Source organism: Rhizobium sp. SVR5-9E (assembly GCF_056755095.1).
On the sequence record NZ_JBNDHS010000071.1, the window covers coordinates 1 to 17064 of the forward strand.

Genomic DNA, 17064 nt, shown 5'->3' on the forward strand with positions numbered 1-17064 from the left:
CCCAATTCGGCTGGACCTTGAGGATTGCCCGTCAGAAGAGCGGCTGGGCGTGCTTTTGCGCCGCTTGCAGGGATAGCGTGGCAGATCGCTACCCGTTCCAGGTTTTTTTAGCCAGGCTCCGGCCGCACCTGGATGGCCACGCCTCGGCGGCACGGACGGCTAGCGGTTGAGAATCTCATCAACAATCACGAGATACCATGCAAATTCAGAAGTAACGACTGAAAGAAGCCGGGAAACCCTTCTATCGTTCGCAGTGTTTGCCCACGATGAGGGCCGTGGATCGGAGCGGGTTTTAGCTCTTCTGTTGGAAGTCCCGATCCACTCTTCCTAGCCAACGACGAAAACCGTCCACTAGCAGCCAAATGTCGTATTCCCATTCCAACCATAGAAGTTTAGCGTCGACATGCTGCAGATCAAGCCGCTGGCGAAGGCGCGTATAACGCTCGGATTGTTTATCCGGCAGGCCGGAAGCGCGAATAGAACGACGTCTTTGACGACGTCCGAAAGTCTCGAGCCGGCTCTCAAATTCATTAAGTTCTGCCCTGAGTGTTTCGAGATCGATTGCCATTTGGAACGTCCACTTTTTGTGTCCTGATTGAAATATATCGTATTACGATATATTTCAAGTGCGCCCGAATGATCGAGAGAATGGCGTCTATTACCCTTCAAAGCCGCGCCGGCCGACGAGACTGCCGAGGAAGCCCCGAGGAAGCGGCGATCGTCGCCGCCAGCGCGTTGCCCCCGTTCGGAACCGAAGCTTCCGGTACGAACCGCATGGCGGTTGCCGTCGACATCGACAAAAACCCCGATCACGACGCCAAACACGCCCGCCCGATCATCAGAACGGCGTAGTTTGGAGCTACGGTCACGACGAGACCCGGAGACGATCATCCGCCCGGTCATGGCAAGGAGGACGAACTTGCGGTCGATGCCTCCGAGGCTGAGGATATGAACAGGCTGGTAACGACCGCGAAGAAGACGGATATCGAGATAGCCTGCCCCGTCTGCCCTTCGGTGAGTGTCAGTTCGTTGGTGATCGGGGTGAGAAGCCTCACCGGCATGAATTCCGAGGCGATCAATGCGAATGCGCAGAGCGACATTGCGAAGACCGCACCCCAGTTCGCGTCGGACACTTCCGCCCGAATGTTTTGCATACCCAGGACCACGAGCTTCCCGAAACCAACGTCGACGAGCAACGCGCGCCGCCGGTCAACAAATAGCCGGGAGGAAGCTGGCGACGGCTACGGACGAGGAAGCGGCCGAAAACGAACAACGGATATCTTCCCGCTCGTGCAGCCTGGGGAGGAGCTTTGCGCATTGATGTCGCAGAGCAGGAAGCGAAGCGCTGGGAGGAGCGTTACATCCACGCCTATGGCCGCCGCGGGTCAGGATCCGAACGCCCTTAGGTTCGATCTGCACGGCCAGGCGGTATCCGCCGAGCTTGATCTCGTAGATCCAAGTCGGGCATCTGGGCACTTTCGGCTTGAGCAGCGCGAGGCAGGGCTCGATGCGTTGTGGCATTGGATCTAGGACTCCATATCTCGACGACTCACGCTTCGGGTAAAACCGGCTTTACGGGTCAATGTGTGGGTGGCAGACTGCTGGTATGCGTTCAACGCGGTCACCATTCGAAATGGTGTAGCGTCACCACCGGTTAATTGGATGTCCAAGGGGGCGAAAGACACTTATTTGCCACTGCGGAAACCACGCAGGCGTTCTGCTCGCTCAGAGTCTCAATTTTTACAGGGCCGCGAGCAGGATATTGCCCTGATCGATCATCTGTTAGAGGGGATCGATCAGAGTGGATCAGCACTCGTTATTAGCGGTGAACCCGAATTGGGAAATCCGCAATCCTTGAAGTAGCGAAGCAGCGAGCCCTCAAACGCGATATGGCGGTTTTGAGCATGACTGGCGTCCTCGCCGAAGTTCATTTGCCGTTCGCGGCACTTGAGCAAGCACTGCGCCCGCTAATGAAGCAGATAACAGATTTGGCACCTCGCCAGCGATCCGCCCTACTGGCTGCTTTCGGTGTACACGATGATATGGGCGCACCTGATATGTTTCTGGTGGCGCTTGCGACACTATCTCTTCTTACCGAAAGCGCGACGCGCAGGCCCATCCTACTCATTGCCGACGATGCCCAATGGTTAGACGAGGCAACTTATGAGGTGCTGGCCTTTATCTCACGTAGACTGAGTTCGGATCCAATCGTTCTTTTGGTGGCCATGCGCGATGGCTTCAACCGTTCATTCGACGACGCCTCCACCCTGCGGCTCCGGCTTTCGGGACTGGACGATGCCGATGCCGAGCGTCTGCTTGACGTCCATGCGCCCGGCCTCCCTGGCGAACTACGCAGCCGCTTCCTCAAAGAGGCTTCCGGCAATCCCCTGGCCCTTTTGGAGCTACCTCGCCACGAGGGAGCGGCAGACGCTCGAGAGACGAGATGGCTTCCACTGACGCAGCGCTTGGAGCGTGCCTTTTCAGCCCGTTTGGGCGACCTTCCGGCTAAGGCCAGAACCCTGCTGTTTGTGGCAGCAGAAAACGACGAGACATCGCTCCACGAAATTCTCTCCGCCGCAAGAGCGGTGTTGGGCAAGCGCGTGCAGATCAATGACTTGGAACCGGCGATAGCGGCAAAGCTGGTCGAGGTTGACGAAACGGAGGTGCGGTTTAGACACCCGCTCGTACGTTCAGCGATGCACCAGGCGGCCGATCTAGCGACGCGGCAAAGGATCCATGCTGCCCTTGCGGTGACAGTTCGTGACCAACTGGATCGACATCTATGGCATCGTGCGGCGGCGACCATTGGACCAGATGACGAACTCGCAGGCGAATACGATTTAATGGCCTCCCGAGCAGTACGACGAGGGGCGGTAGCCATGGCAATCGAGGTTCTCGAAAAAGCGGCACGGCTGAGCAGCACGACAAAGGCCAAAAGCGACCGGCTCTTGCGTGCTGCCGAACTTGCCGCTGACCTCGCTCAGCCGGAATTACTAGAGCGTCTGATACGGCAGGCCGAGGTGGGCGAAGCCGATCATCTCGCAATTGCGAGGATCGGTTGGTGTCGTGAGATCGGCCAGCCTCCTATGGTCAATGATCCGACGAAAATCCCCACTCTTGTTGGCCTAGCAGCACGGGCGGATGCTGCCGGCGCCAAAGATCTTGCGAGTGACCTGCTCTGGCGCGCAGCTCAACGCTGCTGGTGGAGCAATGCAAATAGAGACATTCGCGAAAGCATCCTGGTCGCGGCAAACAACCTCGTCTTGCCAGAGGCGGATCCACGCTTAATTGCAATATCCGCGTACGCAGAGCCGCTTCAACTGGGAGGCTACGTATTCAGTAAACTCCAGCAGCTCACCGGAACAATTGACGGTAACCCGACAGTAGCAAGAATGCTCGGAAGCACGGCCAACGTCATTGGCGCCTTCGATCTCGGAGTAGGTTTTCTTGCCGACGCGGCTGCGGCATTGCGTGATCAGGGGCGGCTCGGCGACCTCGCGCGCGTGCTTTTTGCTCAAGCGTGGGCCGAAATGGAAGTGGGCGATTGGCCGGGGGCAATGCGCGAGGCCGAAGAATCCGTTCGGTTTGCCGGAGAGACTGGGGGGACTCTGTGGATCGCTGCGGCCACCATTGTCAAAGCAAAGCTTGCCGGAATGATGGGAGATCTGGAGCAATCACAGGCCTATGCGGCCCAAGCAGAAAGCCTGGCTCTGTCCGTTGGCGCCAGTTTCTTGCTGGCAATGCTGCAAATCGCTCGGGGCATATCGGCAATCGGCGCAGGTAGGCATTGGGAGGCTTATGAGCATCTGCGGCGTCTCTTTACTCCCGCAGATCCGGCTTTCAATTCCGGCCTTCAATTTTTTGGGCTCGCCGATTTCGTGGAGGCAGCCTGCTTCTCGGGAAACGCCAAAGCGGCCCATGAAGTAATCGAAGAGATGCAGCGCGTCGCGGCTCCCTCGCCGGTGCCGTGGGTCGAGACGATGCTGTACTATGGTAAAGCGTTGCTCGCGCCGCCCGCAGATGCCGAGCAATGGTTCTTGCAAGGTCTTGGGCCGGTCGCAAAGAAGTGGCCGTTTTTGAGAGGACGTCTTCTCCTGGCTTATGGCGGGTGGCTGCGCCGCCAGCGCAGATCCGCGGATTCGAGGGCTCCGTTGCGTGAGGCCAGAGATATATTCGATGCGCTGAGCGCCTCGCCTTGGAGCGAGCGCGCCAGAGAGGAACTGCGCGCTTCGGGCGAGGCCAGCCGCCGTCGAACCGAATACTCGTGGGAGATGCTGACTCCACAGGAGCTTCACATCGCACAACTCGCTGCCGAGGGTCTTTCGAATAAAGAGATCGGCACCAGGCTCTACCTGTCTCACAGGACGGTCGGTTACCACCTTCACCGGATCTTTTCGAAAACCGGCGTCACGTCGCGCTCCGGGCTGCGCAACATCCTTCCTAACATTAGCAACTCGGCGAGCTGACCGCCGAACTATCATCGGACTGGTCATTTGACAGAAGCGCTCGCTTCCCTTTGCGGGTTACCAGTGTGGCTGCATGCAACCTTCTCGGGGAGAATGACCGTGAAACTCTTGCCCTCACTAGCAACCCTCAGCCTCGGAGTAAGCCTTATGGTTCAACCTGTTCATGCGGCTCCGGACGCCGCCACCGACACCCGCATCGATCCTCAGGTTCGGGCGTTCCTCGCCAAGATCAATAAGGATTCGAGTCCATTCTGGAAACTGCCGCAGCCAAAGCCCCAGGAGATCTTGACCGGCCTTCAGAATTCAACACCCGTCGACATGTCGGGGGTGAACACGACCGAGGAAACGATCACCCAGGATGGTCAAACCGTAAAGATTTACATCATGAAACCCGAGCACTTCACCGGTAAGCCTGGCGTGCTGCTCTTTATTCACGGCGGCGTCTGGATCGTCGGTAATTTCCAAAACCATCAACGTCTTCTGCGGGATTTGGTGGTCGGCTCCGGCCAAGTTGGCGTATTCGTCGAGTATTCCTCCTTGCCTGAAGCGCGCTTTCCGACACAGCTAGATCAATCCTATGCCGTACTGAAATGGGTCGCCGCGCACGCTGAGGAATTCGGCGCGGACGGCAGCCGAATCGCGGTGGCTGGCAATTCGGTGGGTGGCAACATGACCGCAGCGCTGACGCTCATGGCCAAGGACCGCGGCGGCCCGAAGATCAGCTTTCAGGCACTTCTCATTCCGGCCACGGATGCAAGTGTCGATACCGGCTCATATCATGAGTATGGAGACGACCGTTTCCTGGCTCGCGCGTTCATGGAGTATGGCTGGGGCCTTTATGCTCCCGATGCCAAAACCCGCAATAATCCTTATGTGTCTCCACTACGCGCCAGCATCGATCAACTCAAGGGCCTGCCTCCCGCGCTTGTCATCACGGCCGAGAATGATCCGCTGCGTGATGAGGGCGAGGCTTATGCAAGGAAATTGAAGGAAGCCGGCGTAACGGTCGCCGCAGTTCGCTACAATGGCACGATTCATGACTTCGTTCTCTTGAACGCAATCCGCAACGTTCCTTCCACTGAGGCCGCAATCGACCAGATCAATGACAATCTACGTCATTATCTGGAGCCAGCGACACATTAACTTCTAGGGTAACGCGGCGTTCTCCACGCGGCGTTACCCTAAGATACCTGAGACCGTGCCGCCATCGAAACTGGCAGAAAGGCCGCTTGCGCCGCAGGCTCGTGATTGAGGTCGACGCCGTTCGTCTCCTTACAAGCACGACGCTCAGGAGACCTAATGCGCTTGCCGGCCCTGGCCGGCAGCGATCGTCCGGCTTTCATCACTGCGAGCGAGAACCGCTGATATCGTTCACAACTCCCACGCCATCCCGGAACGTCCGTTTCCGGGATACTTATTTCGGACAGCGTCAATTCAATTCCCTTCACTCGAGGCTCATCCTGTCATGCCGGGATAGCCGTCGATGTCGCAAATCTTCCGCCGCTTACACAAAAGCGTCACCGGCAGCCGCTATGTTAAGTCATCCGAATGAATTTAGGATTCATCCGAATGATTTATGAACAACGTTCGATCGAAGCGAGATCGCGGTCCGGACAGTGGCAGATCGTTGAAAAACAAATCAACAGGGATATCGTCTCGGGTGCTCTTGCGCCCGGAAGCCGTCTGCCGACGGAAACCGAGATCATGGATCAGTTCAAGGTCGGCCGGCACAGCGTACGGCGGGCGATCGCCGAATTGGCTTCTGCCGGCAAGGTGCGGGTTGAACAAGGCCGCGGCACCTTCGTGGAAGAGCAGTCCGTCATCACCTACAATATCGCCCGGCGAACGCGCTTTCGCAAAAACCTGCTGGAACAGGGGCGCGTCCCCTCCGGCCAGCCGGTCTCAGAATCCGAGATCGCAGCGCCACCCGGCGTCGCTGCGGCGCTGAAGCTTCTCGAAGGCGCCAAGGTCTACATGATCGCCCGGCGCGGCTTTGCCGACGACGTACCGATCAGCCTCAGCCATTCCTACCATCCGGTGGAGCGGTTCCCGAATATGCATCTGCGCCGCCGCGCGGGTGAGTCGGTCACCAGCATCTACGCTGCCTTCGGCATTCCTGACTATGTCCGGCAGAGCACCATGATCCTCACCCGCCGGGCGATCGGCGATGAAGCGGAGCTTCTCGCACAATCGTCCCAGCAGCCGGTGCTCGTCGTCCAGAAGACCGACGTCGACATGGAAGGCCGGCCGATCGCCTATTCCGAGACGGTCTGGGCCGGAGAACGCGTGCAATTCAGCATTGACAACGAGCCGGAGGATCACGTCGCGCCCCCGGCGAAAGGACAGGACGATGAATGAAACCATGGAAGCCGGCGCGCGCCCTGCCAGCTTCAGCCATGCAAGCATGCTCGACATACTTGCCAGGGCCGATGCCAAAGGAATCAAGGCTGTTGCGGAGGATTTACTCGATGAGCTGGGACCGGTGGAGGTTCTCGTGAACCGCACCGGCCTTGCGATGCTACCCTATATCGACACTGTACAGAACACGGCCTTCCATCTCGGCGAGGTACTGATGGCCGAAGCCCATATCCGCCTGCCGTGCCAGGGCGTGGAAGGCTATGGCGCCGTCATCGGGCGTGATCTCGAACATGCGATGGCGATGGCCGTCATCGATGCGAGCTTCGCAGGCGATATCGGCAAGGCCGGTATCGTGACCTTTCTGGCAGATGAGGAACGCCGTCAGGCGCAGGACGACGACATAAGGCTGCGCAAGGTCGAGGCGACGCGCGTACGGATGGAGACCTTCTGATGAGTCAGACCTTGCTCCTTCCGACTGATGAGGACATGCGTTCCAACGTCACTTTCGATGCGCTGATGTGGGCGCTAGCCCGCCCCGGCCGTGTCCAGCCCCCTTTCCAGGCCTGCTCGCGCTGGCGGAGAGCCTGCTCGACCGCGAATGCAGCTTCTTCTGCTCCGATGAGGGGCTGAAATCCGACATCGCCAGGATCGGCGCCAACGCCGTTGCCCTGCCGCAGGCTGAATATGTCTTCGCATCGATCGGTGACGACGCGGAAGTGTCCGCGCTTTCGGCGATGCTTTCCGGCAACTTGCTCTATCCTGATGCCTCGGCGACGATTTTCGCACAGGCACAGATTGGCTCTGGAACGAGGCTTCGCCTTACCGGCCCCGGCGTCAACGGTTCCGTCGATATCTCCATCGGCGGTGTGCATCCGGATTTCTGGACGCTGCGCGCGGAGGCCATCCGTTATCCCCTAGGCTGGGACATCTACCTCGCCGATGGCGAAAGCCTGATCGGTATTCCCCGCTCCACGAAGATAGAGGTGCTCTGATGGCCTATGTTGCAACGCGCGGCGGCGAACACGCTATTGAACAGTCCGAGCGTCTCTACCGCGAAGAGCTTGGACAGATCGACAAGGCCCGCGTCGAGGCGATCGGCGAGAGCCTGCCCTACCTCGTCGACCGTGTCATGGGCGAGGCTTCGCTCTACGCGCCCGAGCTAGCGGCGCTGGCGCTCGCTCAGTCCGGCGGCGATCTCTACGAGGCAGTGCTGCTGCTGCGCGCCTACCGCACGACCCAGCCGCGCCTGACGATTGCCGAGCCGGTTCGCCAGCAGGATCTCTTTACCGTCAGACGTATTTCGGCTGCTTTCAAGGATATTCCGGGCGGCCAGATCCTCGGGCCGACGCTCGACTATTCGCATCGTCTGCTGAATGTCGACGTGCTGAACGGCACGGCTTTCGTCCCCGAGCCGGTGGAAGCGGCAGAACAGCCGGCACCCGCCACACAGCCGTCGCTAACGGACTGGCAGAAGGCGCAGGGCCTGATCGCCGAGACGCCGGCCGAGGATGTGCCGGTCGACGAGATTCCCGACGTCACCCGCGAGCCGCTGTTGTTCCCGGCAAGCCGCGCCCACAAGTTGCAGAGCCTTGCGCGTGCAGATACCGGCGGCACGCTGGCGCTCGGCTACTCCACCATGCGTGGTTATGGCAGCGTCCACCCGACCGTCAACGAGCTGCGGCTCGGGGAAGCCGAAGTGCGCATCCGCCATTCGCGCGGTACGCTCTTCAGCGCCGGACGCGCCCGCGTCAGCCAGAGCGAGGTCATCTCCAAGAGCAAGGGCCTGGAGCTCGGCTTTTCTGCCACCTTTGGCTGGAACGAGGTGAAGGTCATCGCCGCCGCCTCGCTCGATCTCGCCTCCAACCAGCCCAATCCGCATCCGGCCTCGAACGAGGAGTTCATCCTCTACCATACGGAGCCGGTCGAAAGCTCGGGCTTCTGCATCCACTTCAAGCTGCCGCACTATGTGACCTTCCAGTCGAGCCTCGATGCGCTGCGGCGCGTCAAGGCCGACAAGGCTGCCAATGAACCCAGCGCGCCCCAAGATGGCGCGGCAAAGCAGGCCGAACTCGAAAAGGCAATGCCGTGAAACTCGATCAATTGACCAAACCTTGGGCGGCCTTCAGCTATAGCTTCCTGGATGAATCCGCCAAGCGGGAGATGCGCCGCCGCATCCTGAAAGCCATTGCCATTCCCGGCTATCAGGTGCCCTATGCCAGCCGCGAAGTGCCGATCGCCCGAGGCTGGGGAACCGGCGGCCTGCAGGTGACGCTGACGCTCTTGAAACCCACCTCCGTCGTCAAGGTCATCGACCAGGGCGCCGACGATTCCGTCAATGCCAGCAGCATCCGCAAGTTCCTGCGCCGCGTCAGCTCGGCCAGAGAGACCCTGGATACGCTGGAGGCCGATATCATCCAGTCGCGCCATCGCATTCCGGAGGAGAAACTGCGCGAAGACCAGATCCTCGTGCTGCAGGTTCCCAATCCCGAGCCGCTGCGTCCGGTCCAGCCGGATATGTCCGAAGCGCGCATCATGCATGGTGATGCTGATTATGGTCAGCTCTGGCTGACACTCTACGAACAGCTCGTGCGCTCCGGCCGCATCATGCAGGGTTCCAGCTATCCGAGCATGGTCAACGGACGCCATGTGATGACCCCTTCGCCGATCCCGCGCTGGGACGTGCCGAAGATGAACCAGGCGGCGAACCTCACCATCCTCTCTGCGGGCCGCGAAAAGCGTATCCATGCCGTGCCGCCCTATACGCGCGTCGAACCGCTCGTTTTCGACGACGTGCCCTATCGGGTCGAAGATCATGCCGACAAGATTTGTCATCGCAGCGGCGTAACAGGCTACTTCATGAACGAACTGCCGCAGGACGACGGCTCCTCGAGTTTTGAAGTCTCCGACAGCCAGTACGGCGTCAAGCACATCCGCAAGGGGCAAGGTGAGACCGTCGCCATTGGCGAAACCTATTACAAGCAAGGCAGGATCGAGCAATGACCGCCGCAAATCTTTCCGCCTCCGGGCGCCAGCCGCCGCGGCTGATGCTGTCCTCGCCCATCCTGACGATGAACGGCATCCGCAAGAACTTCGGTGACGTGCAGGCGCTGCGCGGCGTCGACGTCACCGTCTATCCCGGCGAAGTGCTGGGCATCGTCGGCGAATCCGGCTCCGGCAAATCGACGCTGCTTAGAATGATGAACCTCGAAGACAGGCCCGATGACGGCGAATACAGGCTGGCGCTTCCCGGCCGTGAAGACCTCAATCTCTTCACGCTCGACCGTTTCGAGCGGCGGATGCTGCGGGCGCGCCATATCGGCATCGTTTACCAGAACCCGCATCTTGGTCTCCGAATGAACCATACGAGTAGCGGCAATGTCGCCGAGCGGCTGCTGATTGCCGGCGAGCGGAATTTTGCTGTGCTTCGCGCCCGCGCGAAAGGCGCGCTCGATGCCTCGGAATTTCCGGTAGCGCGCATGGATGCCCGCCCGGCAGAATTGTCCGGCGGCATGCAGCAGCGCGTGCAGCTTGCCAAGGCGATCGCGCTCGAACCGGCCCTACTTCTGCTCGACGAGCCCACGACGGGGCTCGATGTGAGCGTCCAGGCGCTGGTGCTCGATACGCTGAAGCGGCTGCAGCGCGAGCGCCGGATCACTATCGTCATCGTTTCGCATGATCTCGGTGTTATCCGCACCATGGCGGACCGTGTCATGGTGATGCGCAACGGCGAAGCCGTCGAAGAGGGCCTCGCCGACCAGATCTTCCAGGATCCGCAGCATGAATACACGCAACAGCTCGTGCATGCGAAGCTTTGACAGGAGGCTGACCCGGTGAACATGCACACACATCCTGCCGCTCCCGCGCAAACGATCCTCTCTGTCCAGGGGCTGGCCAAGCATTTCGAGATGCATCATCTCAAACGCACGCTGCACGCCTTCGACAAGGTCGATTTCGAGCTGCGCGAGGGCGAATTCATCCTGCTGACGGGAGAAAACGGCGCCGGCAAATCAACCCTGCTGCGCACACTTTACCGTTCCTATCTGCCGCGATCAGGCCATGCCTATTACCACACGCGCGAAGGCGTCATCGACCTGACGGTAGCAGCCGATGTCGATATCGCTCTCCTGCGGCGCCGGGAGATCGGCTTCGTAACGCAGTTCCTGCAGGCGCGACCGCGCGTAGCGGCCGAAGAATTGGTCGCCGAACCGCTGCGCCTTGCCGGCCGACCTTATAGCGAAGCGATCGAAGAGGCCCGCCGCTGGCTCTCCGCCTTCGGCGTCAAGCCTGGACTCTGGGCCGCCTACCCCTCCACCTTTTCCGGCGGCGAGCAGCAGAAGGTCAATCTGGCGCGTGCGCTCATCCTGCCACAGCGGCTCCTGTTCCTCGACGAGCCGACCGCTTCGCTCGATAAGAATGCGCGCCGCGCACTTGTTGCACGTCTCGCCGAGCTGAAAGCCGCGGGTGTCGCGATGATCGGCGTCTTTCATCACCCCAACGATGTCGCGGATCTCATCGACCGCGAAATCAGCCTTCAAACCAAACAGATCCACGATGGAGCAGAGAATGTGGTTGAGTGATTTCGAAATCGTGCTGCGCGATAGGACCATACCGCGCGGCGCAATTAGGATCGAAGATGGCATGATCGCTGACATCAGAGAGGAGCCAGTGGCTTCGGCCGATATTGCCGGCGATGGCAGGCTTCTGCTTCCGGGTTTTATCGACATGCATGGCGACATGATCGAGCGCGAGATCGAGCCGCGGCCGAATGTGCGCTTTCCGCTGGAGCTCGGCATTTTCGAGCTCGACAAGAAGCTCGCCGGCAACGGCATCACCACCGCCTATGCGGCCCTGTCCTTCCATGCCAACAGCAGCTACGGCCATATTCGCTCGGAAGAACATTCACGCTCGATCATCCAGACCCTCGTTGAGCTCCGAAAAAACGATCTTCTGATCGACCATAGAGTTCATGCGCGCTTCGAAATCACCTTCACCCACGCCCGCGTCGTGATCGAAGATCTGCTGCGAGCCGGCGCCCTCGATCTCATATCGCTGATGGACCATACCCCAGGTCAGGGCCAGTATCGCGATGTCGAACGGCATATCGAGACGATCGCGCGCAACAACAAGATCACCCTTGAGCAGGCTGCCCAGCGCGTGCGCGAACGCATGGAAAACCGCGCCCAGAACAATGACGCGGTCGACAATCTGCAGGGCATCGCTGCGACGGCGCGCGACCATGGCGTCATCATCGCCTCCCACGACGATGACAGCATCGAGAAGGTCGCAATCGTCGAGGGGCTGGGGACGCGCATCAGCGAGTTTCCGGTAACGATGGCCGCCGCTCAGGAGGCCCGCAAGCTCGGACTTGCGACCGCGATGGGCGCGCCGAACGCACTTCGCGGACTATCCTATTCGGGCAATCTTTCTGCCCGCGAAGCCTATGAACGCGGCGTTCTCGACATCCTGGCGAGCGACTACCATCCCTCCGCCATGCTTCCGGCGGCCATCGCGCTTGCGGATGCCGGATCGGGCGGATTGCCGGCTTCTGTTGCACTGGTCAGCGCCAACCCCGCCAGGGCGCTCGGGCTTACAGACCGCGGGGTGATCGAGATCGGACTGCGTGCCGATCTCGTCATCGCCGAACACGGCCGCCTTCCGCGGGTACGGGCAACCTTCTGCCGGGGCAAACAGGTCTATTCGGACGGAATTGTTTCGCGATTCCAACAGGCTGCGTAAGCGGCCTGATGCCGAAGGGCCGTGTAAACTCCCTCCTGACAAAATACATCCGGAAAGTTCGGATGTATTACTTGATGAAAACAGTGTAACTACCGACAAATATTGAGAAATTACTTAATAAAACTGTCATACGGGAATGCTATATTCCATTTCATAGGCTGGCATTTAAGTATAATTCAGTTGCGTCTTTGACGTTTCTGACAAGCAGAGGTCTTCCGGTGCTTGAACTTCACTCCCTCAAGAAGAAATTCGGTCAAACACACGCAGTCGACGACGTAAATCTGTCGATCGATGCCGGGCAGATGGTTGGCATCATCGGTCGCAGCGGGGCGGGCAAATCGACGTTACTCCGGCTGATCAACCGCCTGATCGATCCGACATCCGGCACTGTCATGTTCGACGGCAAGGACATCACCAAGTTGCGCGGCCGAGAGTTGCGCCTCTGGCGTGCCTCCTGCGCCATGGTGTTCCAGCAGTTCAATCTGATCGAGCGCATGGACGTCCTGACCAACGTGCTGATCGGCCGCGTCGCCCAACACGGGTTCGTCTCTTCCATGCTGCGCCGCTTCACGGATGAGGAAAAGGAAATGGCGATCCGTGCGCTCGACCGGCTCGACCTCGTGCCACAGGCGCTGCAGCGGGCGGGCACGTTATCAGGCGGACAGCAACAGCGCGTCGCTATCGCCAAGGCGCTGGTCCAGAGCCCGAAGATCATGCTTGCCGACGAGCCGATCGCGTCGCTCGACCCGGCCAATGCGACGCGCGTCATGGAGGCGCTGCGCAAGGTCAACCGCGAGGACGGCATTACCGTTCTCGTCAATCTTCATACGCTCGATACTGCTCGCAACTATTGCGAACGCATCATAGCCATGCGGGCCGGGCGGGTGCGCTTTGACGGCGCACCGGCGGATCTGACTCAGGAACGGGTCCGCGAAATCTACGGTACGGACGATTTCGACGCAGAAATCGACGAGGCCGTGACATCCACCTCATTCAACGCAGGTCGAACCGTAAAAGAGAAGGTCTACCAGGCGGTATGAGTTTCGCCCGCGGCTCCGTTAGGCCGCTGGCTTTCCTTTTGCAACAGGAGAGTTGGAATGAAAAACGTCCTCATGCTTGCGGCCGTAACGGCTGCACTTGCCCTTTCCAGCCAGGCCCATGCCGACGGTTGGAAAGACCAGTACAAGACGATCCGTCTCGGCGTTCTCTCAGGCGAAAACGAAAAGGACCGCATCGCACGCCGCGTCGGCTTCCAGCAATATCTGGAAAAGGAACTCGGCGTGAAGGTCGAGATCTTCACCGCCGGCAATTATGACGGCGTCATCCAAGCGCTCGCCTCCGACCAGATCGAATTCGCCTTCCTAGGCTCCTCGGCCTATGCCGCCGCCTATACCGAGACGAATGGCGGCGTCGAACCGCTGCTCGCAAACCAGGAACAGGACGGCTCGACCGGCTACTATTCGGTCATCACCGTTCGTTGCGATTCCGGCTACAAGTCGGTCGACGACCTGAAGGGAAAGGTGCTGGCGTTTGCCGATCCGGATTCGACGTCCGGCTATGCCGTGCCCTTCTACAACCTCGTCAAACAAGGCTACGATCCGAAAACCTTCTTCTCGGCCATTCCCTTCTCCGGCGCCCACGAAACCGGAGTCATGGCCGTCGCCAACAAGCAGTTCGACGCCGCTGCGACCTATGTCAACAACGAGGTTAGCGGCATCCCGCAGCGCATGGAATCCAAGGGCATGATCCCGAAGGGCGAGATCTGCCGTATCTGGCAGTCGCCGGAAATCACCAATGGCCCGTTCACCACCCGCACCAACCTGCCCGCCGACATGATTGCTGAGGTCAAGGCGGCGGTAAAGGCAACGCCGGAAAAGGCGCCTGACGCTTTCAAGGAAATGAGCGGTGGCGACAACTCCACCTCCAAGGGTTATGTCGACGTCGACCACCAGCGGTACCAGTGGATCGTCGACATGCGCGACTGGCTGAAGAAGCAGCGCCGCAACGGCTGACATCCCTCATCCACGTCATGCACGGGAGCGCCGTTCCATCCGGCGCTCCCACGACCAGGATCCGATATGACGACCGCGACACCCTCCATCACCATCCGCCGATTCGAAGCCGAATACCGCCTTGTCCGCAGCCGCGCCAAAACCGTGCAACTTGTTTCGCTCACGCTCGTTGCTGCCGCTGTTCTGCTGACGGCCTGGACGGGCGGCTTCTTCGACATGACCGAGGTCAATCTGCCCTCAGGTGAGCGCATCACCACCTGGAAATTATGGGCCTCCCTGCCCCGCCTCGGCGAATATCTCTACAAGACGCTGCCGCACTTGCGTATTGAAACGCTCGGATCCGACCTTGCCGAGTGGTTTTGGCGCTGGCCGGTCTGGCTCGAACTGCTCGGCGAAACGATCCTGATCGCTTATGTCGCGACGTTCTTCGGCGTCGTCGGCGCCTTCGTCCTCAGCTTCCCGGCCGCCCGCAACCTCAGCCCTAACAGCTTTCTGCTGATCGCCTCCCGCCGCTATCTGGAGGTCATCCGCACGGTCCCCGATATCGTCTGGGCGCTTATATATGTCTTCTGCTTCGGCGTCGGACCACTTGCCGGTGTGCTGGCGATCGCCACCCATGCGACGGGTTCGCTCGGCAAGCTCTATTCCGAGGTGAATGAGAATATCGACATGCGGCCGCTGGAAGGCGTCAAGGCTTCGGGCGGCACCTGGTTTCAGCAGATGCGTTATGGCGTCGTGCCGCAGGTCATCCCGAACATCATCAGCTACACGCTGCTGCGCTTCGAGATCAACGTGCGCTCCTCCTCGATCATCGGCTATGTCGGAGCCGGCGGTCTCGGTCAGGAGATCCGCACCGCCATGTCCCTTCAGGAATATACCGATCTCTCGGCGCTGTTCGTCATCATCCTCGTCACGGTGGTGATCATCGATTTCCTGAGCGAGAAGCTGCGCCACCGCATCATCGGCATCGAAAGCCGGAGTATCTGAGACATGATAGATACCTCTTCCTTTTCCGAGCTGCGGCAGCGCGTTCCAGGCGCCTTCTCGGTGGAGCCGCGCGTGCGGCTGATGCGCTATGCCTGCGCCGTAGCGCTTATCCTGCCGCTCATTGCCGGCCTCTATCTCTTCGACTTTTCACCGGCGCGCATCCTGAACGGCCTATCACGGCTCGGCATGATCTTCTCCTTCATGTTCCCGCCGTATATCTGGACAACCTGGCAGGAATGGAGCGATGTACTCGTCGGCCTGGGACAGACGATTTCGATGGCTTTCCTCGGAACACTGCTTGGCGCGATCGTCGCCTTTCCGCTCGCCTTCCTTGGCGCCAAGAACATCATGCCGCTCGGCTGGGTGCGGCTATCGACCCGACGGGGGTTCGATGCGCTACGCGCTGTCGAACAGATCGTACTCGCGCTCATCTTCATCCGCGCCTTCGGCCTCGGCCCGCTTCCGGGCGTCTTCGCCATTGCCGTTTCCGAAATCGGTACCTTTGCCAAGCTCTTTTCGGAAGCGATCGAAAATACCTCCCGCAAACCCGTCGATGGCGTCCTGGCCTCGGGCGGCGGGCCGCTGCAGACCATCCGGCTTGCCATCATGCCACAGGCCATGCCGGTGATCCTGTCGATCATGCTCTATAACTTCGAGTCCAACACCCGCTCCGGCACCGTCCTCGGCATTGTCGGCGCCGGCGGCATTGGCTTTCTGCTGGCGGATCGCATCGCTGCCTATCGCTGGCCGGAAGCCTGGACGATCATCTTCCTGATCGTTGCCGTCGTTTATGCTATCGATCTTTCCTCCGCCTGGCTGCGCGGTAAGATCATCGGCAAGAATGACAGCGCGCGCTAGCGGCGAAAGAGCGCGGCGCAACTCGATCTCGGACCATAGAAAGCGACCTCCGGAAACGAGAAAGCCTGCCGCGGGAGGAGGTGCGGCAGGCTTTCGAAAAGAACCGAACAGCGACTGGGAGGAGGAGCGTCGCTGTTCCGGCAGACGTCCTTGGGAGGGGAGTGGGCGTCTGAAACACGAGGCGCTGCGGGAGGAGGTGCATGGCTTCGATGTAGGCCAGCATACGCTGACACTGATCATTGGAAAGAGATTATGCTGCAGTGCAGCTATGCACAAAACATGCATCTCGCGACGGCGACAGATGCGCGGGCTTCTTCTACCACTGAAACGCAAAACGCCCGCTAAAGAGCGGGCGCCTCGAAATGCTTTACACCACTCTCAAAGAGAAGTGGCAGCGCGAGCAACGTTGCGAATTTCGCTGCGGTCAATACCCAGATCGCTCAACTCGCGATTGGTCATGCGACCCAGTTCGGCTACAGTCTGACGATACTTGCGCCAGTTGTTCAAGGAGCGTGCGACGTTCATGATGATCCCCTTTCCTGAGGTCCGTTTGACGTCAGCGACCGTGATTGGCTCCGGCGTCGTTCGATGTCACGTATATAGGTGCTTTGCCCGCCTCATGACATGAACAATGCATCAGGCCAGTT

16 protein-coding genes and 2 pseudogenes are annotated in these 17064 nt (G+C 59.9%); 14 read left to right on the top strand and 4 right to left on the bottom strand.

Annotated features, from left to right (window positions below; genetic code table 11):
* Nucleotides 1–292: 292 nt before the first annotated feature.
* The 3 genes and pseudogenes from ACPYOJ_RS25120 to ACPYOJ_RS25130 all read right to left on the bottom strand — a co-directional run.
* Complete coding sequence (locus ACPYOJ_RS25120; protein WP_481418672.1) at nucleotides 293–568, bottom strand: hypothetical protein; 276 nt, start codon at nucleotides 566–568, stop codon at nucleotides 293–295.
* Nucleotides 569–670: 102 nt separating this feature from the next.
* Nucleotides 671–1154 (bottom strand): annotated as a pseudogene (locus tag ACPYOJ_RS25125) (MFS transporter); the annotation flags it as partial.
* 217 nt (nucleotides 1155–1371) lie between these two features.
* A pseudogene (locus tag ACPYOJ_RS25130) lies at nucleotides 1372–1527 on the bottom strand (non-homologous end-joining DNA ligase); the annotation flags it as partial.
* A gap of 362 nt (nucleotides 1528–1889) precedes the next feature.
* Here ACPYOJ_RS25130 and ACPYOJ_RS25135 point away from each other — a divergent pair.
* From ACPYOJ_RS25135 to phnE (ACPYOJ_RS25200), 14 genes are all read left to right on the top strand, one after another.
* On the top strand, nucleotides 1890–4466 hold the full coding sequence (locus ACPYOJ_RS25135) for a helix-turn-helix transcriptional regulator (RefSeq protein WP_481418673.1): 2577 nt from the start codon (nucleotides 1890–1892) through the stop codon (nucleotides 4464–4466).
* Between the two features lie 93 nt (nucleotides 4467–4559).
* Nucleotides 4560–5609 carry an alpha/beta hydrolase gene (locus tag ACPYOJ_RS25140; protein WP_481418674.1) on the top strand — a complete coding sequence of 350 codons (1050 nt, stop codon included), beginning with the start codon at nucleotides 4560–4562 and terminating at the stop codon, nucleotides 5607–5609.
* A gap of 426 nt (nucleotides 5610–6035) precedes the next feature.
* A complete protein-coding gene (gene phnF / locus ACPYOJ_RS25145; protein ID WP_481418675.1) occupies nucleotides 6036–6824 on the top strand; it encodes a phosphonate metabolism transcriptional regulator PhnF in 789 nt (262 codons plus the stop codon).
* A complete protein-coding gene (locus ACPYOJ_RS25150; protein ID WP_481418676.1) occupies nucleotides 6817–7275 on the top strand; it encodes a phosphonate C-P lyase system protein PhnG in 459 nt (152 codons plus the stop codon). The genes phnF and ACPYOJ_RS25150 overlap by 8 nt, the downstream gene beginning before the upstream one ends.
* A 67-nt stretch (nucleotides 7276–7342) precedes the next feature.
* A complete protein-coding gene (gene phnH, locus ACPYOJ_RS25155; protein ID WP_481418677.1) occupies nucleotides 7343–7816 on the top strand; it encodes a phosphonate C-P lyase system protein PhnH in 474 nt (157 codons plus the stop codon).
* On the top strand, nucleotides 7816–8913 hold the full coding sequence (locus ACPYOJ_RS25160; protein WP_481418678.1) for a carbon-phosphorus lyase complex subunit PhnI: 1098 nt from the start codon (nucleotides 7816–7818) through the stop codon (nucleotides 8911–8913). Before phnH ends, ACPYOJ_RS25160 begins: the two co-directional genes overlap by 1 nt.
* Nucleotides 8910–9824, top strand: coding sequence for an alpha-D-ribose 1-methylphosphonate 5-phosphate C-P-lyase PhnJ (locus ACPYOJ_RS25165; RefSeq protein WP_481418679.1), 915 nt, complete (start codon nucleotides 8910–8912; stop codon nucleotides 9822–9824). The genes ACPYOJ_RS25160 and ACPYOJ_RS25165 overlap by 4 nt, the downstream gene beginning before the upstream one ends.
* The gene (locus tag ACPYOJ_RS25170) at nucleotides 9821–10639 is read left to right on the top strand and encodes an ATP-binding cassette domain-containing protein (protein WP_481418680.1); all 819 of its coding nucleotides are present in this window, start codon (nucleotides 9821–9823) and stop codon (nucleotides 10637–10639) included. The genes ACPYOJ_RS25165 and ACPYOJ_RS25170 overlap by 4 nt, the downstream gene beginning before the upstream one ends.
* A gap of 21 nt (nucleotides 10640–10660) precedes the next feature.
* On the top strand, nucleotides 10661–11401 hold the full coding sequence (locus ACPYOJ_RS25175) for a phosphonate C-P lyase system protein PhnL (protein WP_481418698.1): 741 nt from the start codon (nucleotides 10661–10663) through the stop codon (nucleotides 11399–11401).
* Nucleotides 11388–12560, top strand: a complete 1173-nt coding sequence (locus ACPYOJ_RS25180; RefSeq protein WP_481418681.1) for an alpha-D-ribose 1-methylphosphonate 5-triphosphate diphosphatase — start codon at nucleotides 11388–11390, stop codon at nucleotides 12558–12560. The genes ACPYOJ_RS25175 and ACPYOJ_RS25180 overlap by 14 nt, the downstream gene beginning before the upstream one ends.
* Before the next feature lie 218 nt (nucleotides 12561–12778).
* Nucleotides 12779–13600: a phosphonate ABC transporter ATP-binding protein gene (phnC, locus tag ACPYOJ_RS25185; protein WP_168830183.1), complete on the top strand. Its 822-nt coding sequence runs from the start codon at nucleotides 12779–12781 to the stop codon at nucleotides 13598–13600.
* Nucleotides 13601–13657: 57 nt separating this feature from the next.
* Entirely contained in the window at nucleotides 13658–14572 is a 915-nt protein-coding gene (gene phnD, locus ACPYOJ_RS25190) for a phosphonate ABC transporter substrate-binding protein (RefSeq protein WP_168830182.1), read from the top strand.
* Nucleotides 14573–14638: 66 nt separating this feature from the next.
* On the top strand, nucleotides 14639–15559 hold the full coding sequence (phnE, locus tag ACPYOJ_RS25195; protein ID WP_481418682.1) for a phosphonate ABC transporter, permease protein PhnE: 921 nt from the start codon (nucleotides 14639–14641) through the stop codon (nucleotides 15557–15559).
* A 3-nt stretch (nucleotides 15560–15562) separates the two neighbouring features.
* Nucleotides 15563–16417, top strand: coding sequence for a phosphonate ABC transporter, permease protein PhnE (gene phnE / locus ACPYOJ_RS25200; protein ID WP_481418683.1), 855 nt, complete (start codon nucleotides 15563–15565; stop codon nucleotides 16415–16417).
* Between the two features lie 378 nt (nucleotides 16418–16795).
* Here the strand turns inward: phnE (ACPYOJ_RS25200) and ACPYOJ_RS25205 are convergent, their stop codons facing one another.
* Nucleotides 16796–16942, bottom strand: coding sequence for a DUF1127 domain-containing protein (locus ACPYOJ_RS25205; protein ID WP_168830179.1), 147 nt, complete (start codon nucleotides 16940–16942; stop codon nucleotides 16796–16798).
* Between the last annotated feature and the right edge of the window lie 122 nt (nucleotides 16943–17064).